The 21,446-nt window shown below is 71.2% G+C and carries 24 protein-coding genes; 11 read left to right on the forward strand and 13 right to left on the reverse strand.

Annotation, left to right across the window (positions count from 1 at the left end; genetic code table 11):
* The first annotated feature begins 41 nt into the window (after nucleotides 1–41).
* Nucleotides 42–551, forward strand: a complete 510-nt coding sequence (locus MOTC310_RS30835) for a GNAT family N-acetyltransferase (RefSeq protein ID WP_331304538.1) — start codon at nucleotides 42–44, stop codon at nucleotides 549–551.
* A gap of 36 nt (nucleotides 552–587) precedes the next feature.
* Here MOTC310_RS30835 and MOTC310_RS30840 read toward each other — a convergent pair whose 3' ends face one another.
* Both MOTC310_RS30840 and MOTC310_RS30845 read right to left on the reverse strand, forming a co-directional pair.
* Nucleotides 588–1,748, reverse strand: a complete 1,161-nt coding sequence (locus MOTC310_RS30840; protein ID WP_419539984.1) for a multidrug effflux MFS transporter — start codon at nucleotides 1,746–1,748, stop codon at nucleotides 588–590.
* 163 nt (nucleotides 1,749–1,911) lie between these two features.
* Nucleotides 1,912–2,895 carry a c-type cytochrome gene (locus MOTC310_RS30845; protein WP_331304540.1) on the reverse strand — a complete coding sequence of 328 codons (984 nt, stop codon included), beginning with the start codon at nucleotides 2,893–2,895 and terminating at the stop codon, nucleotides 1,912–1,914.
* Nucleotides 2,896–3,211: 316 nt separating this feature from the next.
* Here MOTC310_RS30845 and MOTC310_RS30850 point away from each other — a divergent pair, with 316 nt between their 5' ends.
* Nucleotides 3,212–3,955 (forward strand): 3-deoxy-manno-octulosonate cytidylyltransferase, encoded by a 744-nt coding sequence (locus MOTC310_RS30850; protein WP_331293832.1) that lies wholly within the window; start codon nucleotides 3,212–3,214, stop codon nucleotides 3,953–3,955.
* A gap of 23 nt (nucleotides 3,956–3,978) precedes the next feature.
* Nucleotides 3,979–4,836: a prephenate dehydratase gene (locus tag MOTC310_RS30855; protein ID WP_331293834.1), complete on the forward strand. Its 858-nt coding sequence runs from the start codon at nucleotides 3,979–3,981 to the stop codon at nucleotides 4,834–4,836.
* Nucleotides 4,837–4,839: 3 nt separating this feature from the next.
* Here the strand turns inward: MOTC310_RS30855 and MOTC310_RS30860 are convergent, their stop codons facing one another.
* Nucleotides 4,840–5,565, reverse strand: coding sequence for a tyrosine-protein phosphatase (locus tag MOTC310_RS30860; protein WP_331293836.1), 726 nt, complete (start codon nucleotides 5,563–5,565; stop codon nucleotides 4,840–4,842).
* Nucleotides 5,566–5,757: 192 nt separating this feature from the next.
* Here MOTC310_RS30860 and MOTC310_RS30865 point away from each other — a divergent pair, with 192 nt between their 5' ends.
* Together MOTC310_RS30865 and ppa are read left to right on the forward strand one after the other, a co-directional pair.
* Nucleotides 5,758–6,264 (forward strand): GNAT family N-acetyltransferase, encoded by a 507-nt coding sequence (locus MOTC310_RS30865; RefSeq protein WP_331293838.1) that lies wholly within the window; start codon nucleotides 5,758–5,760, stop codon nucleotides 6,262–6,264.
* A 111-nt stretch (nucleotides 6,265–6,375) separates the two neighbouring features.
* On the forward strand, nucleotides 6,376–6,909 hold the full coding sequence (ppa, locus tag MOTC310_RS30870; protein ID WP_020092642.1) for an inorganic diphosphatase: 534 nt from the start codon (nucleotides 6,376–6,378) through the stop codon (nucleotides 6,907–6,909).
* Between the two features lie 38 nt (nucleotides 6,910–6,947).
* On the opposite strand, the gene MOTC310_RS30875 is transcribed toward ppa, so the two are convergent.
* The gene (locus MOTC310_RS30875; RefSeq protein WP_331293841.1) at nucleotides 6,948–7,481 is read right to left on the reverse strand and encodes a gamma carbonic anhydrase family protein; all 534 of its coding nucleotides are present in this window, start codon (nucleotides 7,479–7,481) and stop codon (nucleotides 6,948–6,950) included.
* Between the two features lie 157 nt (nucleotides 7,482–7,638).
* On the opposite strand from MOTC310_RS30875, the gene MOTC310_RS30880 reads away from it, so the two are divergent.
* Together MOTC310_RS30880 and MOTC310_RS30885 are read left to right on the forward strand one after the other, a co-directional pair.
* Nucleotides 7,639–7,917: a hypothetical protein gene (locus tag MOTC310_RS30880; protein ID WP_331293843.1), complete on the forward strand. Its 279-nt coding sequence runs from the start codon at nucleotides 7,639–7,641 to the stop codon at nucleotides 7,915–7,917.
* A 148-nt stretch (nucleotides 7,918–8,065) separates the two neighbouring features.
* Complete coding sequence (locus MOTC310_RS30885; protein ID WP_331304541.1) at nucleotides 8,066–8,242, forward strand: hypothetical protein; 177 nt, start codon at nucleotides 8,066–8,068, stop codon at nucleotides 8,240–8,242.
* Between the two features lie 29 nt (nucleotides 8,243–8,271).
* Here the strand turns inward: MOTC310_RS30885 and MOTC310_RS30890 are convergent, their stop codons facing one another.
* Nucleotides 8,272–8,436, reverse strand: coding sequence for a hypothetical protein (locus MOTC310_RS30890; protein WP_331304542.1), 165 nt, complete (start codon nucleotides 8,434–8,436; stop codon nucleotides 8,272–8,274).
* A gap of 94 nt (nucleotides 8,437–8,530) precedes the next feature.
* Nucleotides 8,531–9,046: an META domain-containing protein gene (locus MOTC310_RS30895; RefSeq protein WP_331293849.1), complete on the reverse strand. Its 516-nt coding sequence runs from the start codon at nucleotides 9,044–9,046 to the stop codon at nucleotides 8,531–8,533.
* A 221-nt stretch (nucleotides 9,047–9,267) separates the two neighbouring features.
* Between MOTC310_RS30895 and MOTC310_RS30900 the strand changes: the two genes are divergently transcribed.
* The 4 genes from MOTC310_RS30900 (at nucleotide 9,268) to MOTC310_RS30915 (ending at nucleotide 11,957) form a co-directional block, all read left to right on the forward strand.
* On the forward strand, nucleotides 9,268–9,591 hold the full coding sequence (locus MOTC310_RS30900) for a helix-turn-helix domain-containing protein (RefSeq protein WP_331304543.1): 324 nt from the start codon (nucleotides 9,268–9,270) through the stop codon (nucleotides 9,589–9,591).
* Between the two features lie 190 nt (nucleotides 9,592–9,781).
* Nucleotides 9,782–10,519: a PIG-L deacetylase family protein gene (locus tag MOTC310_RS30905; protein WP_331304544.1), complete on the forward strand. Its 738-nt coding sequence runs from the start codon at nucleotides 9,782–9,784 to the stop codon at nucleotides 10,517–10,519.
* On the forward strand, nucleotides 10,516–11,109 hold the full coding sequence (locus tag MOTC310_RS30910; RefSeq protein ID WP_331293856.1) for a class I SAM-dependent methyltransferase: 594 nt from the start codon (nucleotides 10,516–10,518) through the stop codon (nucleotides 11,107–11,109). Before MOTC310_RS30905 ends, MOTC310_RS30910 begins: the two co-directional genes overlap by 4 nt.
* Entirely contained in the window at nucleotides 11,106–11,957 is an 852-nt protein-coding gene (locus MOTC310_RS30915; protein WP_331304545.1) for a glycosyltransferase family 2 protein, read from the forward strand. Before MOTC310_RS30910 ends, MOTC310_RS30915 begins: the two co-directional genes overlap by 4 nt.
* Nucleotides 11,958–12,050: 93 nt before the next feature.
* Here MOTC310_RS30915 and MOTC310_RS30920 read toward each other — a convergent pair whose 3' ends face one another.
* The 7 genes from MOTC310_RS30920 to MOTC310_RS30950 all read right to left on the reverse strand — a co-directional run bounded on the left by MOTC310_RS30920 (nucleotide 12,051) and on the right by MOTC310_RS30950 (nucleotide 21,403).
* Complete coding sequence (locus MOTC310_RS30920; RefSeq protein ID WP_331293860.1) at nucleotides 12,051–13,022, reverse strand: HpcH/HpaI aldolase/citrate lyase family protein; 972 nt, start codon at nucleotides 13,020–13,022, stop codon at nucleotides 12,051–12,053.
* Between the two features lie 188 nt (nucleotides 13,023–13,210).
* Nucleotides 13,211–15,961: a phosphoenolpyruvate carboxylase gene (locus MOTC310_RS30925; RefSeq protein WP_331304546.1), complete on the reverse strand. Its 2,751-nt coding sequence runs from the start codon at nucleotides 15,959–15,961 to the stop codon at nucleotides 13,211–13,213.
* A gap of 287 nt (nucleotides 15,962–16,248) precedes the next feature.
* Nucleotides 16,249–17,139, reverse strand: coding sequence for a succinate--CoA ligase subunit alpha (gene sucD, locus MOTC310_RS30930; RefSeq protein ID WP_331293864.1), 891 nt, complete (start codon nucleotides 17,137–17,139; stop codon nucleotides 16,249–16,251).
* 17 nt (nucleotides 17,140–17,156) lie between these two features.
* Complete coding sequence (locus tag MOTC310_RS30935) at nucleotides 17,157–18,350, reverse strand: malate--CoA ligase subunit beta (protein WP_331304547.1); 1,194 nt, start codon at nucleotides 18,348–18,350, stop codon at nucleotides 17,157–17,159.
* A gap of 435 nt (nucleotides 18,351–18,785) precedes the next feature.
* Nucleotides 18,786–19,427, reverse strand: coding sequence for a methenyltetrahydrofolate cyclohydrolase (gene fchA / locus MOTC310_RS30940; protein ID WP_331304548.1), 642 nt, complete (start codon nucleotides 19,425–19,427; stop codon nucleotides 18,786–18,788).
* 10 nt (nucleotides 19,428–19,437) lie between these two features.
* Entirely contained in the window at nucleotides 19,438–20,301 is an 864-nt protein-coding gene (locus MOTC310_RS30945; RefSeq protein ID WP_149310230.1) for an NADP-dependent methylenetetrahydromethanopterin/methylenetetrahydrofolate dehydrogenase, read from the reverse strand.
* A gap of 160 nt (nucleotides 20,302–20,461) precedes the next feature.
* Complete coding sequence (locus MOTC310_RS30950) at nucleotides 20,462–21,403, reverse strand: D-2-hydroxyacid dehydrogenase (RefSeq protein WP_273559897.1); 942 nt, start codon at nucleotides 21,401–21,403, stop codon at nucleotides 20,462–20,464.
* Nucleotides 21,404–21,446 lie beyond the last annotated feature (43 nt).

Raw genomic sequence — 21,446 nt, forward strand, 5'->3', positions numbered from 1 at the left:
CGGCGCTGCTACGCGGCGCCCGTCCGACCCGCGAGCACCCCGTGACCGACCTGTCCCTCGTCATCCGGCCGGAGCGGCCGGAGGATGGCCCCGCCATCGAGCGCCTCCATGCCCGGGCCTTCGGCCCCGGCCGCTTCGCCCGCACCGCCTACCGCCTCCGCGAGGGCGCGGCCGAGCGGATCGATCTCGGCATCACAGCCTCGGTCGGCAGCTTCCTCGTCGGCTCGGTCCGGATGGGTCCGGTGCGGACCGGGGCGACCCCCTTCGTGATGCTCGGCCCCCTGGCGGTCGATCCGAGCTTCGAGGGCCGCGGCATCGGCGGCACCCTGACCCGCGCGGCGATCGAGGGGGCGCGGCGGGCGAGCGAGGGGCTCGTGATCCTCGTCGGCGACGCGCCCTACTACGCGCGCTTCGGGTTCACACCGGTTCCGCCCGGGCGCCTGACCCTGCCGGGGCCGGTCGACCCGGCGCGCCTGCTGTGGCTGGAACTGGCCGACGGCTTCGGCGCCGGCGCCTCGGGCCCCGTGGAGGCGCTCGGCCCGACCCGGTGAGGGACACGGTCCCGTGCCGCCGCGCCGGCGTCCCGTTCAGGCCCGCCGGAGCGCCAGCGCGGCGATCAGGCCGGCCGCGAGCAGCGCCAGCGCCACCGGCGTCGCCGAGGTCGCGGGCCACGCGGAGGCGGCGGCCGTGAACAGCGCCCCGAACGTCATCTGGGTGAAGCCGTAGAGGCTGGAGGCCGACCCGGCCGCGTGCGGATCGACGTTCATCAGCCCCGCCACCGCGTTGGGGCTGAGCAGGCCGACGCCGACCGCGTAGGCGAAGAGCGGCACGATCAGGCTGACCACGCCGAGCATGCCGGTGCGATCCACGATCAGCAGCGACAGCGCCGCCACGATGCAGAGGAGGTTGCCGCTCCGCGCCGCCTTGCGGATCGGCACCCGGGCGGCGAGCCGGCTCGCCAGGACGGCGCCGCCGACCATGCCGAACACGACGATCAGGCAGTCGAAGCCGACCTCCTGCGAGGAGCGCCCGAGCCGGTCCACGAGGAGGAACGGCGCCACGGCCAGGAAGGCGTAGAGGCTGGTGCCGCCGCAGGCCCCCGCCACCAGGTAGGCGCGGAACACCGGGACCCTCACCAGCCGCAGGTAGCCCGCCAGCACCGCGACGAAGCCCGGCAGCGCCACCTTGTGGCGGTTGGTCTCGGGCAGGGTGAAGACCACGAGCGCGCCCAGCACGGCGACGAGGCCGGCCAGCACCACGAACACCGCGCGCCAGCCGAAGGCCTCGTTCACCACGCCGCCGATCGCCGGGGCCAGCGCGGGCGTGAGCGTCATCGCGGTGGTGAGGATCGCGAGCTTCCGGGCGGCGTCCTCGCGGGTCGAGACGTCGCGGACCATCGCCCGGCCGATCACCAGCGAGCCGCAGGCGCCGAGCGATTGCAGGACGCGGGCGACGAGCAGGACGCCGATATTCGGCGCGGGGATCGCGAGCAGCAGACCGGCGAGGTAGAGCCCGAGTCCCCCGATCAGGATCGGGCGCCGCCCGTACCGGTCCGAGAGCGGCCCGTAGAGCAGCTGACCGCCCGCGAGCCCGATCAGGTAGACGGTGATCGTCAGCTGGGCGCCGGCGGCGTTGGTGCCGAGATCGACGGCCGCCGCCGCCAGCGCCGGCACGAAGATGTGCAGCGCCACCGTTCCGGTCATGGTCACGGCGACGAGGAGCGGCAGCGGGGCCCGGCGCTCCGCCACATCGGGACTTCGATCAGCCAAGGGGTCCTACGCGGTTTTCAATCCGGCAGGATGCCGGGGCGCGGCCGCCTTAGAGCAAGGGCCGCGCCCGGAGCCATGCCGGCGGAACGCGCCAGGCACGCGAGAGGCGGGACCGTCCTCAGCCCAGCCCCGGCCGCGCCCCCTACTCCTTCGGAAGCGGCTGCGGGGTCGGGAGCGGCGCGTTCAGGTCCTTGGTCGGGCCGCCGACCTCGAGATCCTTCGCCCGGTCGACAGCCTCGGGATTCGCCTGGGCGGGCGGCTCCTTGGCGGCCGGCGCCGTCGGCGCGGTCGGCTCGGCGGGGATCAGGCTCGAGGGCTGGCCCTGCTGGTCGCCGTCATGGGCGTTGGCCGGCGGGGCCGGCGCGTTGCGATCGCTCGATTCGCCGGTCGTGCGCGGGCTGCCGGGCGACTTCGCCTCCACCGGCTTAGCGGTCTCGGTATCGGCGGGCTTGGCGGGGCTGTCCTTGCCCTCGGACGCCTTGCCGGCGGCGGGCTTGTCGGCGGACGGCTTGTCGGCGGCCTTGTCGGCGGCGGGCTTGTTCTCGGGCTTGGCCGCGGCGGGCGCGGCCGCCGGCGCGGCGTCGCTCTTCTCGACGGCCGGCAGCGGCTTCGGCGATTCGGCGAGCGTCCGCAGGTAGGCGATGACGTTGGCCCGCTCCTGCGGCGAGGCGATGCCGGCGTAGGCCATCTTGGTGCCCTTCACGTACGCCTTCGGGCTCGTCAGGAACTCGTCGAGGTCGGCGTAGGTCCAGGTGCCGCCCTTCTCCTTCATGGCCGCGGAATAGTCGAAGCCCGGATGCGCGCCCTTCGGCCGCTCGACGACGCCGTACAGGTCGGGACCGACCTTGTTCGGGCCGCCCTTCTCGAAATTGTGGCAGGCGTGGCAGGCCTTGGTGCCGGCCTCACCCTTCTCGACATCGGCGCTGGCGAGGCGGACGGCGATCGGCTCGACCTTGGCCTCGGGCGCCGCGGCGGCGGCTTCGGGCTGCGGCTCGGGCAGGTCGTAGCCGGCTTTGCCCGCCGGCTTCGGGTGGTAGATCAATTCAGCGACGAAACCCGATCCGGCCGCGAACAGAAGGGCGCCGAGGACTGCACCCAGGACCTTGTTCACCTCGAACGAGTTCATGCTCTTCTCGCAACTCGGCCGTGCCGATCGCGCGCCTGACACGGGCGAGCGGGCTCGGACACCGGACATTGGAAGATTTCGAGGTTGCCTTAGCGGTTTCGGGCGGTTCCTGACAATGCCGCGGGGGCGCTCCGCGTCGCTCCAGCGCAGGATTGTTCCACCGAATTGCCCAGCTTGTCACCAGGTGGCACCTTTTCTCCACCGCGGCCCGGCCCGTTTCCGCCCGTCCCCGGGGACGACAACCGGGGGCCGGCCTGTTAAGCAGCCGGCCGCCTCCCCCGCGGCCCCAGATCCGCGCATCCGGATCCGAATCTCGATGTCCGATCCCCTGGTCCTGATTCCGGCCCGCCTCGCCGCGACCCGGCTGCCGAACAAACCGCTGGCCGACATCGCCGGCGAGGCCATGATCGTCCATGTCTGGCGCCGGGCCGTGGAGGCCGGCATCGGCCCCGTGGTGGTCGCCACCGACACGGCGGAGATTGCCCGAACGGTCGAGGCCGCGGGCGGACTCGCGGTGATGACGCGGGCCGACCACCCGTCGGGCTCCGACCGGCTCGCCGAGGCGCTCGAGATCGTCGATCCGGAGGGCCGTCACGACGTGGTCGTGAACGTCCAGGGCGACCTGCCGACCATCGACCCGGCGATCATCGGCGCCTCCGTCGCGCCGCTCGCCGACCGGACCGTCGACATCGTCACCCTCTGCGCGCCGATCACCGATCCGCACGAGGCCGACAACCCGAACGTGGTCAAGCTCGTCGGCCACACGGTCGGCCCCGGGCGCCTGCGCGCCCTGTACTTCACCCGCGCCCGCGCGCCCTGGGGCGACGGTCCGCTCTGGCACCATATCGGCCTGTACGCCTACCGGCGCACGGCGCTGAGCCGCTTCGTGGCCCTGCCGCCCGGCGAGCTGGAGGTGCGGGAGAAGCTGGAGCAGCTGCGGGCCCTCGAGGCCGGCATGCGCATCGATGCCGCCATCGTCGACGACCTGCCGCTCGGCGTCGACACCCCCGCCGACCTGGAACGGGCCCGCGCGCTGCTGCAGAGCCGGCGCCTGAACTGACCCGACGAGCGATTCACGCCGCCATGACCGACCGCACCATCGCCTACCAGGGTGAGCCCGGGGCCAACTCGCACATCATCTGCGCGGAGGCCTACCCGGACTGGACGCCCCTCCCCTGCCCGACCTTCGAGGACGCCTTCGCGGCGGTGACGGAGGGGCGGGCCCAGCGGGCGATGATCCCGATCGAGAACTCGATCGCGGGCCGCGTCGCGGACATCCACCACCTGATCCCGATCTCGCCGCTGCACATCGTGGCCGAGCACTTCCTGCCGATCCACTTCCAGCTGATGGTCCTGCCGGGCACGAAGCGCGAGGCGCTGAAGAGCGTCCACAGCCACGTCCACGCGCTGGGCCAGTGCCGCCGGATCATCCGGCGGATGGGCCTGAAGGCCGTGGTCGCCGGCGACACCGCCGGGGCGGCGCGCGAGATCGCCGAGATCGGCGACCCGAGCCGGGCAGCGCTGGCGCCGGCCCTCGCGGCGCAGGTCTACGGCCTCGACATCCTGGAGCGCGACGTCGAGGACGAGGCGCACAACACGACCCGGTTCGTGGTGTTCTCGCCCGAGCCCGAGCCGGTGGCCCAGGGCACCGGGCCCTGCGTGACGAGCTTCGTGTTCCGCGTCCGCAACATCCCGGCCGCCCTCTACAAGGCGCTCGGCGGCTTCGCGACGAACGGCGTCAACATGTCGAAGCTCGAGAGCTACATGGTCGACGGCGAGTTCACCGCCACGCAATTCTACGCCGAGGTCGACGGCCATCCCGAGGATCCGGGCCTTGCCCGTGCGCTCGACGAACTCGGCTTCTTCTCGCGCGAGCTGCGGGTGATCGGGACCTACCCGGCCCACCCGTTCCGCGAGGTGGCGCGGCCGGCGGCGGAGTGATCCTCACTCCCGCCGGAGGACCCGGTCGACGGCCAGATCCGACCAGAAGCCCGGCCGGAAGTCGCGCTTGAGCGCCTCGGGGTCGTAGACGGTCTCGACCCAGGTCAGGAAGTCGAGGCCCTTCGCCTCGCCCTCGGCGCGGTACCGGGCGAAGAACGCGTCGAGGATGCCGGTCTTGGCGAAGCGGAGATGGCCGTAGCGGGCGGAGAGCTGGCGCGCGGCCTCGGCGACGGGGCGGCCCTCGTGCAGGATCAGGTAGAGGGCTGAGGCGAGGCCGGCCCGGTCGGCGCCGGACTTGCAGTGCATCACGGCCGGGTACTCGATGCCGGCGAAGAACGCCTTGGCGCCGAGGATGGTGGCCCGGTCCGGCGCCTCCCGCGAGCGGAGCACGAACTCGACGAGGGTGAGCCCGTGGCGCTCGCAGGCCTCGCGCTGCAGCGGCCAGGACCCGTGCTCGCGCCCGCCGCGCAGGGAGATGATCGTCCGCACGCCCTCGGCCCGGAAGCGGGCGAGCTGGTGGGGACCGGGCTGGGCCGAGCGCCAGAGGGCGCCCGCGCCGACGCGGTGCCGGTTGAGATAGGCGAGCCGGAAGACGCCGTGATCGATCAGCAGCATGTTGGCCCAGGCCATCAGCCGGTCGCCGGGGCCGGCGATCGGCCGCTCGAAGCGGGCGATCCGGGCCATGCGCCGCGCGTAGCGCGTCTCGGGCTTGAGGAAGCGGTTGAACAAGGCCGTGCTGCCGAGGGTACCAGCCCGGGCTCTAGCAGCCACCCGGCAGCCCGGCAATTCGCGGGGCGGCGCCTTGGCGGGCGGGCGCCGAGAGGCGGCGTCATTCTTGCCTTCACTCCGCCTGGATCGGCATCGAACCTGCGCGGACCGCGCGGGTTATCCGCCGGTCGGACGACGGGAGGCCCGAAGCCCATGAGCACGCGCACCACGAGCATCCGCCGGGCCCGCGAGGCCGATCTCGGCGGCTTGTCCAAGGTGTTCGATGCGTCGTGGCGCGAGGCCTATCGCGGCATCATCCCCGGCGTCGCCCTGGAGCGGCTGATCTCCGCCCGAGACCGGGCGTGGTGGCGGAGCGCCCTGCGCCGCGGGCGTCCGATCGCCGTCGTCGAGACGGGCGAGCGCGTCGTCGGCTACGCGGCCTACGGGCGGACGCGCAGCCGGTCGCTCGGCACCGAGGCCGAGATCGACGAACTCTACCTGCTTCCGGAATACCAGGGTGTCGGCCTCGGCCGGCGCCTGTTCCGGGCGGTGCGCAACGACCTCGCGGATCACGGCCTCACGCGGCTCGGCGTGTGGAGCCTGGAGGACAACGCCCGCGCCAGCGCCTTCTACGAGGGCCTCGGCGGGGTCGCCGGCCCGCGGGTGCTGGACCGCGTGGCGGGCCTGCCGCTCCCCAAGGTCGGATTTCTGTTCGGCTAACGTTTTCCAGCGCTCGTTGCCGGGCCGCACCATCGGCCGATTTGCTTTGCCTAGCTGCGCCTCTAAGAGAGCCGGGAAGCGGACGAGCCCGCATTCCGGAAGCGATACGCCATGAAGATCGACGCCATCCCGCTCGGCAAGAAGCCGCCGCACGACGTCAACGTGATCGTCGAGGTGCCGCTCGGCGGCGAGCCGATCAAGTACGAGATGGACAAGGAATCCGGCGCGCTGGTCGTCGACCGCTTCCTCTACACGCCGATGTTCTACCCGGGCAATTACGGCTTCATCCCCCACACCCTGTCGGGCGACGGCGATCCCTGCGACGTGCTGGTGGCCAACACCCGCGCGGTGCTGCCGGGCGCGATCATCAGCGCGCGCCCCGTGGGCGTGATGGTGATGCAGGACGAGGGCGGCGAGGACGAGAAGATCATCGCGGTGCCCTCGCGCCACCTGACCAAGCGCTACGACCGGGTCGAGAACTACACCGACCTGCCCGACATCACGATCCAGCAGATCCAGCACTTCTTCGAGCACTACAAGGATCTGGAGCCCGGCAAGTGGGTCAAGTTCGTCCGCTGGGGCGACAAGGAGGAGGCCCACCGGCTGATCGAGGAAGCGATCGAGCGCGGCAAGGCCAAGAAGTAAGCGGCCCGGCCGCTCCCGCCGGGAGCGGCCCGTCCGCCTCAGCCGTCGATGCGGCGCAGCCCGGCCCGGTAGCGCCGGGCATTCTCCACGTAGCGCAGGGCGGCCTGCCGGAGACCCTCGATCGCGGCCTCGTCGAGGGTGCGCACGGCCTTGGCCGGAGCCCCGACGATCAGGCTGTGATCCGGGAATTCCTTGCCCTCGGTGACCAGCGCGTTGGCGCCGACGAGGCAGCCGCGGCCGATCCGGGCCCCGTTCAGGACCGTCGCCCCCATGCCGACGAGGCTGCCGTCCCCGATGGTGCAGCCGTGCACGATCGCGCCGTGGCCGATCGTGACGTCGTCCCCGATGACGAGGGGAAAGCCGGGATCGACGTGCATGATCACGCCTTCCTGGACGTTGGTGCGGTCGCCGATGCGGATCGGCTCGTTGTCGCCGCGCAGGGCCGCGCCGAACCAGATCCCGACATCGAGGCCGAGATGCACGCGCCCGACGACCTGCGCGTCGGGCGCGATCCAGACCCGGGCGGGGTCGGCGAGGTCGGGGACGTGATCGTCGAGGGCGTAGAGCGGCATGGCGGCCTTTCGGGGGGATCGGTCCTCAAGGCCGCGCGGTGCGGCCGGGATCGCGACAGATGACGGGCCCCCTCTGTCGCGGGAATGGTACGGCGCGTCCAGGCTGCCGATGCTAGGCTGGCTTCGCAAGCGTTCGCGACCTGGAATGGAAACAGAGATGGCACGGCTCCCGGCCCTGATCGGTCTGACGGCCCTCCTGCTGACGCAGGGGGCGGGGGCCGCAGATCTGCGGGAGTCCGGGCCGGTCGGCCGGTTCCGGGCAACCTGCGAGGATCTCGGGACCTTCTGCTTCGCCGATGCCTGTGGCGGCGATCAGATCGCGGCGACCCAGGCCTGCCGCGCGCGGTGCCCCAGCGCGGCGATCGTCGACGTCGTTCCGGCCGCCTGCCCGCTATCCGTGGGGCGACCCGTGACGATCCTCCGGCGCCGCGGCTGAGATCCCGCCGCGCCCGCGCTCCGGGAGAAAATTCCGGTCTCCGCGGCAACGAAACGCGGAACGCGGCATTGATCGGTCGCGAATAGGTGAACAACGGGGACGCGGACAGATGCTCGCGAGCGCGCGCGATGCCCGCAGGCGCACGGGGTTGACGAGCGATCTCCGTCCGCCCGAGGCCGGCCCAAGCGCCGATCCTGTCCTGTACGGCGTGGCCGCGGGTCTGGCGGCCCTGTACCCGCCGGTGATGCTGCGATCGGAGGCGGCGCCCGAACCGCGTCGCCCCTCCGGAGCCGCCCGGGCGCAGGACATGACCCACACCCGGTGATCGGCGGCCCGCTCGGCGCGGCATCCGCCTCAGGCGGCGAGCCGGACGAGCAGGAGAAGCGTCGCCAGGACAGGGACCGCCGTGGCGAGCCACAGGGCACCGGAGTGGAAACCCTCGGGTCCCGAGAAGCGCAAGGTCCGCGTCACCGCGGGACGCGAGGGGTCCGCGCGTCCGATCCCGATCCCGACTGGCATCCGTGGCCTCCTCGACACGGGAGGAGTGAGCCCCGGCGCCCCTCAAGGCTGTCTGAATCGGCGGCCGCCTTCGTCCGGCGTGGTGAACCGGTCCTTAAAGGGCCCGGTCGAATTTCAGCTCACCGTTCGGGCTCTTCAGGACGAGCTGCGAACCGACCAGGTCCCACACCGCCGAGGTGCGCAGGGCGATGAAGAAGGCCTGCTCGGAGGCCGCGAGTCCCTTGTCGCAGCTCTTCTTGGTGAGCGCGAGCGGGCCCACGGCGATGTGCTGCTCCTTGAGCGGGAAGGCGGTGGCCGCGAAGGTGTTGCATCCGCCGTAGCCGCGGGCGCGGTACTGCTTGTCGATGATGAAGCTCGGCCGGTCGCCGCCCGTGAACGGCTTGCCGTTCAGGCTCACGGCGGTCCAAGTCGAGTCCAGCGGGAACATCTTCTCGCTGGCCTTGGTCCCCGGCACGTACTGGGGCTTCTTCTCTTCCTCGCCGCCGGGACGGCGGTTGCCCCGGCCGAAGCCCGTGGGCGAGCCGCCCATCTGCGCCTGCGCCTGCGTCGCCGCGGCGAGGTCCATGGCCAGCACGGCACAGGCCAAGCTCGCGATCAGCACCCCTCTCATCGTCCAGTCCCCATGTCGCGCGCGCCGCGCGCAGGTCATCCCGGTCCGGAAGCGCCGCGCCGGCCGCGCGGTCCGGCCCCTCGCGAGGCCGCTCCGAATCCTTGCGCCTTGGCGGATGCGACAGGATTTCAGCACAATTATGGTCGCGCCCGGCCGAAGACCGCCCGGAAACGATCCGCGACCGCGATCGTTGTTGATCATCGCGAGACAGGAGGATGACCTTGGCAGGATCGGACGAGGGTGCGCAGAGCGGGACCCAGGCCCCCGCCATGACCCCGGGGCAGTCGCGGGCGGCCCGCGGGCTGCTCGGCTGGTCTGAGGCCGATCTCGCCGGCAAGGTCGGTCTGGACGAGCGGCTGGTGAGGGATTTCGAGGGCGGCTACAGCGATCCGCCGAGCGGGCAGATCGAGGCGCTGCGGAGCGCCCTCGCCGCGGCCGGTGCGGTGTTCAGCGACGCGCCGACGCCCGGCGTCCGCCTCGCGGCGGGGCGGGGCGTCGACGAGGGCACCCGCGCCGACGCCCTCACCACCGAGAACGATCGGTAACGCCCGCCGGCCATCCCGCGCGCCGCTCATGGCGCGTTCATGCGCCGCGCTGGAGAACCGGGGACGTCCGTAGCCGCGCACCGTTCCTGGAGCGTCCCGTGATCGATCCCGTCAGCAGCCCGTCGCGGTGCGACCAGCGCTTTTCCTTGGCCGCCTTCCCCCTGGCTGCCGACCGGACGGGAGGCCGCTGATGCGCGCCGACGCGTTCCTGGCCGCGGCCGACGCGCTGCCCGTGGCGAGCCTCGACGCCCTGCTGGGGAGTCGGGGGCTCGTTGTCGTCGCGCCCCACCCCGACGACGAGAGCCTCGGATGCGGCGGGCTGATCGCCGCCGCCCGGGCGTCCGGGCGGCCCGTGCACCTCGTCGTTGTCAGCGACGGCTGCGGCTCACACACCCATTCGCGCCTCTACCCGCCGGAGAAGCTGCGCACCTTGCGCGAGGCGGAGACGCAGCGCGCCGTGGCGGTGCTCGGCCTCGGGCCCGACGCCGTGACCTTCCTGCGCCTGCCGGACGCGCATGTCCCGAGCGACGGCCCGGAAGCCGAGGCGGCCGCGTCCGCGGTCGCCCGCGCGGCCGCGGCCATCGGGGCCGGCGCGGTCTTCGTCACGTGGCGCCACGATCCCCATTGCGATCACAAGGCGGCCGCCGCGATCGTCGCCCTCGCCCGGCCGCTGATGCCGGGGGTGCGCGTCTACGAGTACCCCGTCTGGGGCTGGACCCTGCCGCCCGAGACCGAGGTCGGGCCGAGCCCGGCCGGCCTGCGCCTCGACGTCTCCGCCTATCGCGAGACCAAGGCCCGGGCCGTCGCCGCACACGAATCGCAGACCACCGACCTGATCTCGGACGATCCCGAAGGCTTCCGGCTCGAGCCCGCCATGATCGACCGGCTCTGCGGCCCCTACGAGCGATTCGTCGCCGTCCCGGCATGACCCGGCGGACGCACACCCTGCCGGAGGATTACTTCCTCGGCATCTACGCCAGCGACCCGGACCCCTGGCGCTTCACCAGCTCGCCCTACGAGCGCGACAAATACGCGGCGACGCTGGCGGCGCTGCCGCGGGGGCGGTACCGGGCCGCCTTCGAGCCGGCCTGCTCCATCGGCGTCTTCACGCGCGCCCTGGCTGAGCGCTGCGACCGGGTCCTGTCGACCGATCTGGTCCCGGCCGCCGTGGAGGCCGCCCGGGCGCGTTGCGCGGATCGCCCACACGTCGAGGTCCGGCAAGGCGCGATGCCTGCGGACTGGCCCGCGGAACGGTTCGACCTGATCGTGCTCTCCGAGTTCCTGTACTTCCTGGCGCCGCCGGACTTCGCCGCGCTCGTCCGCCGGGCCGGCGAGACGATCGAGCCGGGCGGCGACATCGTGCTCGTCCACTGGCTGGGCGAGACCGACTACCCGCTGTCGGGCGACGGCGCCGCCGAGGGGTTCATCCGGCTCTCGGCGCCCTTCCTCCAAGTCCGGAATCAGGCGCGGACTGCCGATTACCGGATCGATGTCCTGAGCGCCGGAGACGCCCCGTGAGTGTCGCGGTCATCACTCTCAACAAGGGCCGGCGCGCGCACCTGACCCGCCTGCTCGAAGGTCTCGGCCGCGGCGATCCGCCCGATCGCTGCGTCGTCGTCGAGATCGGCGGCGACGCGGCGCCCTACCCGGCCCTGCCCTTCCCGGTGGAGCGCGTCGCGTTCCCGCATGCCGGCCTGCCGCTCGCCGCGGCCCGCAATGCCGGGCGCCGGGCGGCCCGCGCCGACACGCTGATCTTCCTCGACGTGGACTGCATCCCCTCGGCGGGACTGGTCGCCGGCCTGTCGCGGGCGGTGGCCGAGCAAGACGGCCTGATCTGCTGCGAGATCGGCTACCTGCCGGCCGGCGCGGTCGCGGAGGGATGGCGCGAGACGGATCTGGAGCGCCTCGGCCAGCCGCACCCGGTGCGGGTCTTCCCGCCAGCCGGCGCGGTGGCGCCGGCGCCGCAGCCCGGCCTGTTCTGGTCCCTCGCCTTCGCGGTGCGGGCCGCGACCTACGACCGGCTCGGCGGCTTCGACGAGACCTTCTCGGGCTACGGCGCGGAGGACACCGACCTCGCGTTCCGGGCGGACAAGGCGGGCGTGCCGATCCTGTTCCTCGGAGGACCCCGGGCCTACCACCAGCATCATCCGGGCTACGACCCGCCGCTGCAGCATTTCCGCGACATCGTCGCCAACGCGGCCCGCTTTCGGGACCGCCACGGGCTCTGGCCGATGGACGGCTGGCTCGACGGGTTCGCGCGGCTCGGGCTGATCGCGGCGGATCGGTCGAACGGGATCGTGGTTCACCGGGACCCGACGCCGGACGAGCTGACAGCGGCACGGCTGCCGGACGACCGGCCGTTCTGAGGGGACTCCGGGCCACACGCGGCGCCGCCGTCGTCGCAGGGCGAGAGGCGGATCCCGGTACGGGGCCAGGATCCGCCCGCCTCGGAGCTGTCTTCAGCCCTTCATGGCGTTCGCCTTCTCGATCAGCGCCTCGGCCATGCGGATCGAGGCGATGTCGATGAGGCGACCGTCGAGGGAGACGGCGCCGCGGCCGGCCTTGGCGGCCTCTTCCATGGCCTCGAGGATGCGGCGGGCCTTGGTGACCTCGGCCTCCGAGGGGGTGAACACCTCGTTGGCGAGCTCGATCTGGCTCGGGTGGATCGCCCACTTGCCCTCGAAGCCCAGGGCGGCGCAGCGGCGGGCCGCCGAGCGGTAGCCGTCCGGATCCGAGAAGTCGCCGAACGGTCCGTCGATCGGGCGCAGGCCGTAGGCGCGGCAGGCCACCAGCATGCGGTTCTGGGCGAACAGCCACGGGTCCTGCCAGTGGGTCTGGCGATTGCCGGACTCGTCCTTGTCGGTGAGCACCGAGAAGTCGGGGTTCACGCCGCCGATGACGGTGGAGCGGGCGCGGGTCGAGGCGGCGTAGTCGGCGACGCCGAAGGACATCGCCTCCAGGCGCTTGGACGACTGGGCGATCGCCTCGACATTGGCCATGCCGAGCGCCGTCTCGATCAGCACCTCGAAGCCGATCTGCTTGTCGCGCTTCTTGGCCTGCTCGATCTGGGTGACCAGCACGTCGATGGCGTAGACGTCGGCCGGCACGCCGACCTTGGGGATCAGGATCATGTCGAGCCGCGGGCAGGCTTCGACGATGTCGACCACGTCCCGGTACATGTAGTGGGTGTCGAGACCGTTGATGCGGATCATCATGGTCTTGTTGCCCCAATCCAGGTCGTTCAGCGCCTGGATAATGTTGGTGCGGGCCTTCTCCTTGTCGTCGGGGGCGACCGCGTCCTCGAGGTCGAGGAAGATCACGTCCGCCGCCGAGGAGGCCGACTTCTCCATGAAGGTCGGGTTGGAGCCGGGGACGGCGAGTTCGGACCGGTGCAGGCGCGGCTTGGCCTGCTGGATCAGGGTGAAGCTCATCTCGGGTTCTCTCTCCTAGTGACGGTTCTGGTGCCGTTGCGGGATGCGATCCCGTTCACCGGCGGCAAATGGCGCGTCCCTCGGTCCCTGACAGGGCGGGGAGGCGTGTTTCGGTTCGCTCCATCGCGGTTCGTCTCGGGCGCGGGCTTCCTCTCCCGTGCAGGAGACAGAGCCTGTTGCGCCCCGTCCTAACCGGTCGCCCCGAAGCCGACCGCGATGCAGTTGATCGACAGGAGCAGGGCCGACTTCACCGCCTCGCGCCGGTCCTCGTCGGTCTCGGCGCGGTAGCGGGCGAGCAGCTCGACCTGCTCGCGGCTGACCTGGTTGATGGTCGGGAGCCGGCCCTTCAGGCGATCCCGGAACAGCGGGAAGCGCTCGGCCAGCTCCGTGCCGCCGCTCACCCGCAGCACCATCTCGCGGGTCAGCGCGTACTCGGCCTCGATCATCGAGAAGATCCGGTCCCGGACGCCCGCGTCCGGGACGAGGCCCGCGTAGGCGCGGGCGATGTCGAGATCGACCATCATCAGCGTCTTCTCGACCTCGTCGAGGACGAGGCGGAGGACGCGGGATTCGTTGAACAGCCGCTTGAGCGTCGCCTCGCCGTCGCGGCCGCGCACGTCGATGAAGCTCGCCAGCCCCGAGCCGACGCCGTACCAGCCGGTGATCACGTGCCGGTTCTGCGACCACGCGAACACCCAGGGGATCGCGCGGAGGTCCGAGAGCGAGCGCGCGCCGAAGCGGCGGGCCGGACGCGAGCCGATGTTGAGAAGGGAGATCTCGTCGAGCGGGCTCGCCGCCTGGAAGTAGTCGACGAGGCCGTCGGTCTGAAGCAGCTGGACGTAGGCCGCCCGCGAGGCGCCGGCGAGCGCCTCGAGGGCGTCGTCGTGGCCGGGGCCCACCCGCTCGCCGTCGCCGGCGAGCGCGTGCTCGAACACCGAGGCCGCCAGCAGCTCCATCTGGTAGGCGGCCGTGCCGCGGTTGGCGTACTTGAACGAGACGACCTCGCCCTGCTCGGTGGTCCGGAACCGGCCGCGGATCGAGCCCGGCGGCTGGGCCATGATGCCCTTCTGGGTCGGCACGCCGCCGCGGCTCACCGAGCCGCCGCGCCCGTGGAAGAAGGCGATGCCGACGCCGAGCTCCTCGCCGAGCCGGGTCAGCTTGCTCTGCGCCTTGTAGAGCTCCCAGTTGGCGGCGACGAAGCCGCCGTCCTTGTTGGAGTCCGAGTAGCCGATCATCACCTCCTGCACGCCGCCCTGCCAGCGGGTGGAGCGCCGGACCACCGGCACGTTGAGCAGCGCGCGCATGATCGCCGGGGCGGCGCGGAGGTCGTCGATGGTCTCGAACAGGGGCACGATCGGCAGCGGGCAGATCTCCGTGCCGGCCGAGTCGAGGAACACCCCCGCCTCCTTGGCCAGCAGGTAGGCGCCGAGCACGTCCTCCACCGAGCGGGTCATCGACAGCACGAAGGCGCCGAACGCCTCGCGGTCGAGGGCCTCGCGCATCTCCGCCACGAGGGCGAAGGTGGCGAGCGTCTCCCGGGCGGCGTCGGGCAGGTCCTCGAAGGACCGCTCGGGGTCGCGCGGCCGGGCGAGTTCCGTGTCGAGCCACTGGCGCCACGCGGCCGAGCCGAGGGCCGGCGGCTCGCCGTCGCCGTGGCGCTGGCGCCAGAGGGCGTGGAGCGTGTCGGTGGTCCGGGTGGTGTTCTCGCGCAGGTCGAGCCGGACCGTCGAGAAGCGGAAGATCTCCACCATCCGCCGCACCGGGCGGACGAGGTCGCGCGCCAGCGCCCCGCACTTGGCCTCGGTCAGGCCGCGCTCCAGGGTGCGCAGATCCTCGATCAGCCCGTCCGCGCTGGCATAGTCGGGGCCGGACGGGTGCTCGCCCTCGTTGCGGGCGATCGTCGCCTCGATCTTGCGCAGGACGCAGGACAGGTACTGGCGGTAGGGCTCGCCCGGGTTGCGCCGGGTGATCGCCCGGGCCTGGCCGCTCTCGGCGAGCTGCCGGTCGAGCTCCGCGCGGAAATCCGCGGGCAGCGGCAGCGACCGCTCGGTCAGCGACAGGGTCCGGCCCAGCTCGCGCACGCCGTCGCGGTAGCGGGTGAGCGAGGCCAGCGCGTTGCGGTGCAGGGTCTGCCGGGTGACCGTGGCCGTGACGTAGGGGTTGCCGTCCCGGTCGCCGCCGATCCACGAGCCGAACTGGAAGAACGGCGGCACCTTGAAGTCGGTGCCCGGATAGGTCTCGGCGAGGGCCTCGTGCAGGGTCTCCAGGGTCTCGGGCAGCATCTCGAACAGGGTCTCGTCGAAGAAGTGCAGCCCCCAGGCCACCTCCCGCTCGACGGTGGCCTTCTCCAGGTGCAGCTCGCCCGTCATCCAGACCAGCTCGATCTGGTCGCGCAGCTCGTTCATGAGCCCGTTGCGCTCGCGGTCGGTCCAGCGCGGCATCTCCAGCTCGCGCAGCACGAGGTAGATCCGGCGGAACTTCTCCAGCACCGTGACCCGCTTGCCCTCGGTGGGGTGGGCGGTCAGCGTCGGGCGGATGCGCAGGTCGCTGAGCAGCGCCTGGATTTTTTCAGGGGGCACGCCCTGCTTGCGCGCGTCGGAAAACACCTTGGCGAAGGAGCCGCCGAGCGCGGCCCGCCCCTCCGTGCGCTCCACGTGGCGGCGGCGGCGCATCGCGGCGTTCTGCTCGGCGATGGAGATCAGCTGGAACCAGATGCCCTGCACCTGCAGCGCGCGCGCGAGCATCTGCGGGGAGAAGCGCGAGATGTCGGCCGTGCCGTGCAGGACCGCCTCGAGGTCGGGGTCGTGCCGGCGGGCGACGTCGAGCAAAGCCTGGAACAGGATATCCAGCGCCTGCTCCGACGACGTGCCGACGATCACCGGCGGCGCGAAGGCCGTGGCGTCGACGAGACTGGGGGTTGCGTGAAGGGTGCGGGTCATCGGGCCACCTCGTGGCGCATGGTTTTCTTGGAGGATGTTCAGCGCGAAGCGTCGTCACCGCCGGCTCGGGAGGTCCGCGCATCGGCCGGTGCCCAGCGCGACGAGCCCCCTCTCCCGTGGGGGAGAGGGTCGGGGTGAGGGACGCGATGGTTCAGGATCGAGCGCGCCGCCGGTACGCCGATGGACCGCGCTGTCTCCGGAAGGACCCGATCCCTCACCCTGTCCCTCTCCCCCACGAGAGACGGAACCGCGCCGCATTCCGAGACTGTGCGGCAGGCTGGCTGCGGCTACGCCGCCCGGGCCAGCACGTCGGCCACGGTCTGCCCGAAGGAGCCCGGGTCCGGCGCCACGGTCAGCCCGTAGGAGCGCATGATCTCGGCCTTCTCGGCGGCGCTGTCGCCGGCCGCCGAGATGATCGCGCCGGCATGGCCCATCCGCCGGCCCTTGGGGGCCGTGAGACCGGCGACGAAGCCGATCACCGGCTTTGACATGTTCTCGCGGATCCAGGCCGAGGCCTCGGCCTCCTGCGGGCCGCCGATCTCGCCGATCATCAGCACCGCGTCGGTGTCCGGATCGGTCTCGAACAGGGCGAGGTGGTCGAGGAACGACGAGCCGTTGATCGGGTCGCCGCCGATGCCCACCGAGGTCGAGATGCCGAGACCCAGCTCCTTGAGCTGGGAGGCGGCCTCGTAGCCCAGCGTGCCCGAGCGCGAGATCACCCCGACATTGCCCGGGAGGTAGATGTGGCCGGGCATGATGCCGAGCATCGCCTTGCCGGGCGAGATGATGCCGGCACAGTTCGGGCCGACCACCATGGTCCGCCGCTCCTTGGGGTAGCGGTAGAGGTAGCGCTTCACCCGCATCATGTCCTGGGCCGGGATGCCGTCGGTGATCGAGCAGACCAGCCGCAGGCCGGCATCGGCCGCCTCCATGATGGCGTCCGCCGCGAAGGGCGGCGCCACGAAGGTGATCGAGGTCGTGGCGCCTGTGGCCGCCACCGCCTCCTTGACGGTGTTGAACACCGGCAGGCCGAGATGGGTGCGGCCGCCCTTGCCGGGGGTGACGCCGCCGACGACGTTCGTGCCGTAGTCGAGCATCTCCTTGGCGTGGAAGGTGCCCTTGTCGCCCGTGATGCCCTGGACGATGATCGGGGTGGTCTCGTCGATGAGGATGCTCATTGGCGCGGTCTCCCCTCTCAGTGCTGCGTCGTGTCGTGGTGGCCCTTGGCGGCGGCGCAGGCGTCGACCGCCTTCTTGGCCGCTTCCGCCAGGGTGTCGGCGGTGATGAGATCCAGGCCGCTCTCCGCCAGGATCTTCTTGCCCGCCTCGACGTTGGTGCCCGCGAGCCGGACCACCAGCGGCACGTCGATCTTCACCTCGCGGGCGGCCTGGACGACGCCCTCGGCGACCCAGTCGCAGCGGTTGATGCCCGCGAAGATGTTGACGAGGATCGCCTTCACGTTGCGGTCCGACAGGACCAGCCGGAAGGCCGTGGCCACCCGCTCAGGGGACGCGCCGCCGCCGACATCCAGGAAATTCGCCGGCTCGCCGCCCGCGTGCTTGATCATGTCCATCGTGGCCATGGCCAGCCCGGCGCCGTTGACGATGCAGCCGATCTCGCCCTCGAGGCCAATGTAGCTGAGGTTGTGCTCGGCGGCCTGGGCCTCGCGGGGATCGCCCTGCGACGGGTCGTGCATGTCGGCGATGCCCGGCCGGCGGAACATCGCGTTGTCGTCGAAGCTCATCTTGGCATCGAGCGCCAGCACCCGGTCGTCCTTGGTGACGACGAGCGGGTTGATCTCCAGCATGGTGCCGTCGCAGTCGCGGAACGCCCGGTAGGCGTTCATGATCGTCTTCACCGCGGCCGAGACCTGCTTGATGTTGAGCCCGAGCTGGAAGGCGATCTCCCGCGCCTGGAACTGCTGCAGGCCGACCGCCGGCTCGACCACCACCTGGATGAGCGAATCCGGCTCCTTGGCGGCGATCTCCTCGATGTCCATGCCGCCGCGCTGGCTGGCGATGACCCGGACGCGCTCGGCCTTCCGGTCCAGCACGTAGCCGAGGTAGAGCTCGCGCTCGAACGGGTCGGCGGTCTCGACGTAGACCCGCTGCACCGGCTTGCCCTCGGGGCCGGTCTGGTGCGTGACGAGGCGCTTGCCCAGCAGATCCTTCGCGGCGTCGCGGACCTCGTTGTAGGTCCGGCACAGCTTGATGCCGCCGGCCTTGCCGCGGGCGCCCGCGTGGATCTGCGCCTTCACGGCCCAGAACGAGCCGCCGAGCTCGGTGGCCGCGTAGACCGCCTGGTCCGGGCTGAACGCGATGGCGCCTTTCGGGACGGCCACGCCGAAGCTCGCGAGCAGCTCCTTGGCCTGATACTCGTGGACGTCCATTCGGCGCCTCCTCCGCGGTTCGTTGCCGCCGTTGACGCCATCACTTTAGTTGAGTCGAAAGATTACGCCCGTCAAATTTTTTAAGCTCCTGATTGATCGCGACTTTTTCGCGGTCGCAGCACAGCTCGTATTCGATATTGCGATGCACCATACAGAAAAACAACGAGGCCGGGGCGTGATGCACCCGGCCTCAATTGTTGAACCGATAGGGTTTTCGTCCGAACGCTTCGTTTGAGGCGCCCGCTCCGTCATCACGGGCGCAGGGCAGTGCCTCAGGGCAGCGCGACCTCTGAGATCGCGGCGCCGACTGGATTGCTTCGCTTCGCTCGCAAAGACGGCGGTGTCGACGTCATCAAACCGAACCCGCTGTTAAGCTTGGCGCTGCCCCAGCGGGCGCGCGCCCTTCCTCTGCGAGAGAGGACGGACGTCGCCGGTTCAGTTCACCTTGGCCTTCACGACCCCGTAGATCTTCTCGGTCAGCGCGCCGGCCTCGCCGAGCAGCTCCTCCAGCTCCTTCAGGCGCTCGTCGGCGAAGTCCCGGTCCTCCAGGCCCTTGGCGTTCACGTACACGTTGAGAGCCGCGCTGCGCAGCCCGGCATAGGCCGAGAGCACCGCCACACCGGCATCCGACACGACGTTGAGGTTGCCCTTGTCGGCGGTGATCGCCGCGAGGTCGATCACCGCGCGGCAGGCCCGGCAGCAGGCGAGCGGGACGTCGCAGGCGGTCTTGAGCGCCGCCTGGATTTTTTCCGCACGCGCGGCCTTCTCGTCGTCGGTGGTCTTCGGCAGGCCGTAGGCACCCATCACGGCGTCGAAGGCCTGCACGTCCTCGCCGATCATGCCGGTGAGGACGACCCGCAGGCCCTCGGACTTGGCCAGGACCTCCTTCAGCTCGGCCTCGACCTCGACGTACTTCTTCTTGCCGATGGTGAGGTTGCAGACCATCGAGACCAGCGCCGCGCCCATGGCGCCGGAGATCGCCGCCGCGCCGCCGCCCCCGGGGGTCGGGGCGGCACTCGCCAGCTCCGTCAGGAACGTCTCGATGCTGTCGGTCTCGGGGCGATGCGTCTCGGTCACCGGCACCTCCTCAGGCCATCGTCTTGGCGAGGGCGTAGATCTCCTCGGCATCGAGCACCTTGTCGGTGCTCTCGAAGAGCTGGCCGACGCAGGCGCGGTGCAGCTTGAGCTTCAGGCCGCCGATGCCGAGGGCGCCGAAGGCCTGCTTGCCGTTGCGCTCCTTGCCCTTGTCCATCACGTCGATGCCGCCGATGCCGGTCGGGGGCTGGGCGTTGTAGTCGGCGACGAACTCGATCGACGATTCCTGTGCCCAGGCCGCTTCCGGCAGCAGCTCGACGCCGATGGCGCCGGCGGTGAACACGAGGTTCGTGCCCTTCACCAGGGCGACGCGGGAGGCCTCGTCGGGGGTCGCGGCGGCCTTCACGTTGACCTTGAAGCGCTTGTTGATCTGGTCCGCGGCGGCCTGGGTCTTGTCGAGGGCGCGGCCCGCGATGGTGACCTCGGCACCCTCGCCGGCGAGGAGCGCGGCCGAGCGCATGCCGACCGGGCCGGTGCCGGCCAGCACGACGGCCTTCTTGCCCTGGAGCGAGCCCGCGGCCTTGGCCACCAGGGCGACGCCCGCGGCGGCCGTGGTGTTGGAGCCGTTGGAGTCGAGCATCACCGAGACCCGGAACGGGCCGAAGAACCGCTTCTTGACCGCGGTGAACAGCTCTTCGCCGGCCGCCATGCTGCCGCCGCCGACGAAGATCGCCGTCGACTTCTTCTCGGAGCCGCCGCGGGTGTAGATCGTGCCGTCGACCAGCGCGCCGACATTGTCGGGGTTCACGCCGCCGTAGCCGGTGATGTGATCCGCGCCGCCGTCGTAGCCGACGACCGTGTCGAACACGTTCGGCACGGCGTCGGTGTCGAACAGGAACAGCAGCTTCTTCGTCACGTTTCGGACCTTTCTGTCGCGCCCTGCGGCGCTATCGTCTTGCTTTCAAAGGGCGGTCGCACCGAGCGACCCATTCGCGTCGTCGTCCGCCCGAGCTTTCAGATGGTTTATTCGGCGCGGCGCGCCCTCTCTCCCGTGCGGGAGAAGAGGCCTGTCGCGCCTACTCGACCACGTTCTGCGGCTTGCCCGCCACGAAGGCCTCGACGTTGTCGACGAGCTGGTCGGCCAGGATCTGCATCGCCTCCTTGCTCGCCCAGGCGACGTGCGGCGTGACGATCAGGTTCGGCAGATCGGCCTCGCACAGGATGTTGCCGTCCTTGGGCGGTTCCTGCGCCACCACGTCGAAGCCGGCGCCCGCGATGGTGCCGTCCTTGAGCGCTTCGAGAAGGGCCGCCTCGTCCACGAGCCCGCCCCGGGCCGTGTTGATGAGGATGGCGCTCTTCTTCATCTTCTTGAGCTCGGCCGCGCCGATCATCCCCTTGGTGTCGGGGGTCAGCGGCACGTGCAGCGTGATCACGTCGGACTGCGCGAGGATCGTCTCGAAATCGACGAGCCCGTCCTGCGGGAACACGTCGTAGGCGATGACCTTCATGCCCAGCGCCTCGGCGCGCTTAGCGATCGACTTGCCGAGCGCCCCGTAGCCGACGATGCCCAGCGTCGAGCCGGCGATGTCGTAGATCGGGTAGTCGAAGTAGCAGAACTGCTTGGACTTCGCCCAGTCGCCGCGCCGCACCGAGTTGGCGTAGGGCACGATCGCCCGGCGCAGGGCGAACATCAGCCCGACCACGTGCTCCGGCACGGTGTTGAACGCGTAGTTGCGGATGTTGACGACCGTGACCCCTTGCGCCTTCGCCTGGGCCTTGTCGACCACGTCGGTGCCGGTGGCGGCGACCGCGATCAGCTTCAGGTCGGGGAGCTGCTTCAGCGTCTCGGCCCGCATCGGGACCTTGTTGATCAGCGCGATCTCCGCCCCCTGGAGGCGGGAGACGATCTCTTCCGGCGTCCAGGTCGACTCGTGCTCGACGTATTCGTGCGGGAAGTTGAACGGTCGGACCCTGGCATCGAGGGATTCACGATCCAGGAACACGATCTTCTTGGTCATAGAACCCCTCTCGGACGACGGGCGGTTTCCTCGATAGTCTTGT

The sequence above is a fragment of the Methylobacterium oryzae genome (assembly GCF_036441375.1).
In the GTDB taxonomy this organism is placed as follows: domain Bacteria; phylum Pseudomonadota; class Alphaproteobacteria; order Rhizobiales; family Beijerinckiaceae; genus Methylobacterium; species Methylobacterium oryzae_A.

Excerpts from the sequence above, each read along its gene's own strand:
- ppa (WP_020092642.1), top strand. The coding sequence starts at position 6,376 with ATGAAGATCGACGCCATCCCGCTCGGCAAGAAGCCGCCGCACGACGTC.
- MOTC310_RS30925 (WP_331304546.1), bottom strand. The coding sequence starts at position 15,961 with ATGACCCGCACCCTTCACGCAACCCCCAGTCTCGTCGACGCCACGGCC.
- MOTC310_RS30920 (WP_331293860.1), bottom strand. The coding sequence starts at position 13,022 with ATGAGCTTCACCCTGATCCAGCAGGCCAAGCCGCGCCTGCACCGGTCC.
- MOTC310_RS30880 (WP_331293843.1), top strand. The coding sequence starts at position 7,639 with ATGGCACGGCTCCCGGCCCTGATCGGTCTGACGGCCCTCCTGCTGACG.
- MOTC310_RS30890 (WP_331304542.1), bottom strand. The coding sequence starts at position 8,436 with ATGCCAGTCGGGATCGGGATCGGACGCGCGGACCCCTCGCGTCCCGCG.
- MOTC310_RS30910 (WP_331293856.1), top strand. The coding sequence starts at position 10,516 with ATGACCCGGCGGACGCACACCCTGCCGGAGGATTACTTCCTCGGCATC.
- MOTC310_RS30895 (WP_331293849.1), bottom strand. The coding sequence starts at position 9,046 with ATGAGAGGGGTGCTGATCGCGAGCTTGGCCTGTGCCGTGCTGGCCATG.
- sucD (WP_331293864.1), bottom strand. The coding sequence starts at position 17,139 with ATGAGCATCCTCATCGACGAGACCACCCCGATCATCGTCCAGGGCATC.
- MOTC310_RS30950 (WP_273559897.1), bottom strand. The coding sequence starts at position 21,403 with ATGACCAAGAAGATCGTGTTCCTGGATCGTGAATCCCTCGATGCCAGG.
- MOTC310_RS30935 (WP_331304547.1), bottom strand. The coding sequence starts at position 18,350 with ATGGACGTCCACGAGTATCAGGCCAAGGAGCTGCTCGCGAGCTTCGGC.
- MOTC310_RS30845 (WP_331304540.1), bottom strand. The coding sequence starts at position 2,895 with ATGAACTCGTTCGAGGTGAACAAGGTCCTGGGTGCAGTCCTCGGCGCC.
- MOTC310_RS30865 (WP_331293838.1), top strand. The coding sequence starts at position 5,758 with ATGAGCACGCGCACCACGAGCATCCGCCGGGCCCGCGAGGCCGATCTC.
- MOTC310_RS30905 (WP_331304544.1), top strand. The coding sequence starts at position 9,782 with ATGCGCGCCGACGCGTTCCTGGCCGCGGCCGACGCGCTGCCCGTGGCG.
- MOTC310_RS30855 (WP_331293834.1), top strand. The coding sequence starts at position 3,979 with ATGACCGACCGCACCATCGCCTACCAGGGTGAGCCCGGGGCCAACTCG.
- MOTC310_RS30875 (WP_331293841.1), bottom strand. The coding sequence starts at position 7,481 with ATGCCGCTCTACGCCCTCGACGATCACGTCCCCGACCTCGCCGACCCC.
- MOTC310_RS30850 (WP_331293832.1), top strand. The coding sequence starts at position 3,212 with ATGTCCGATCCCCTGGTCCTGATTCCGGCCCGCCTCGCCGCGACCCGG.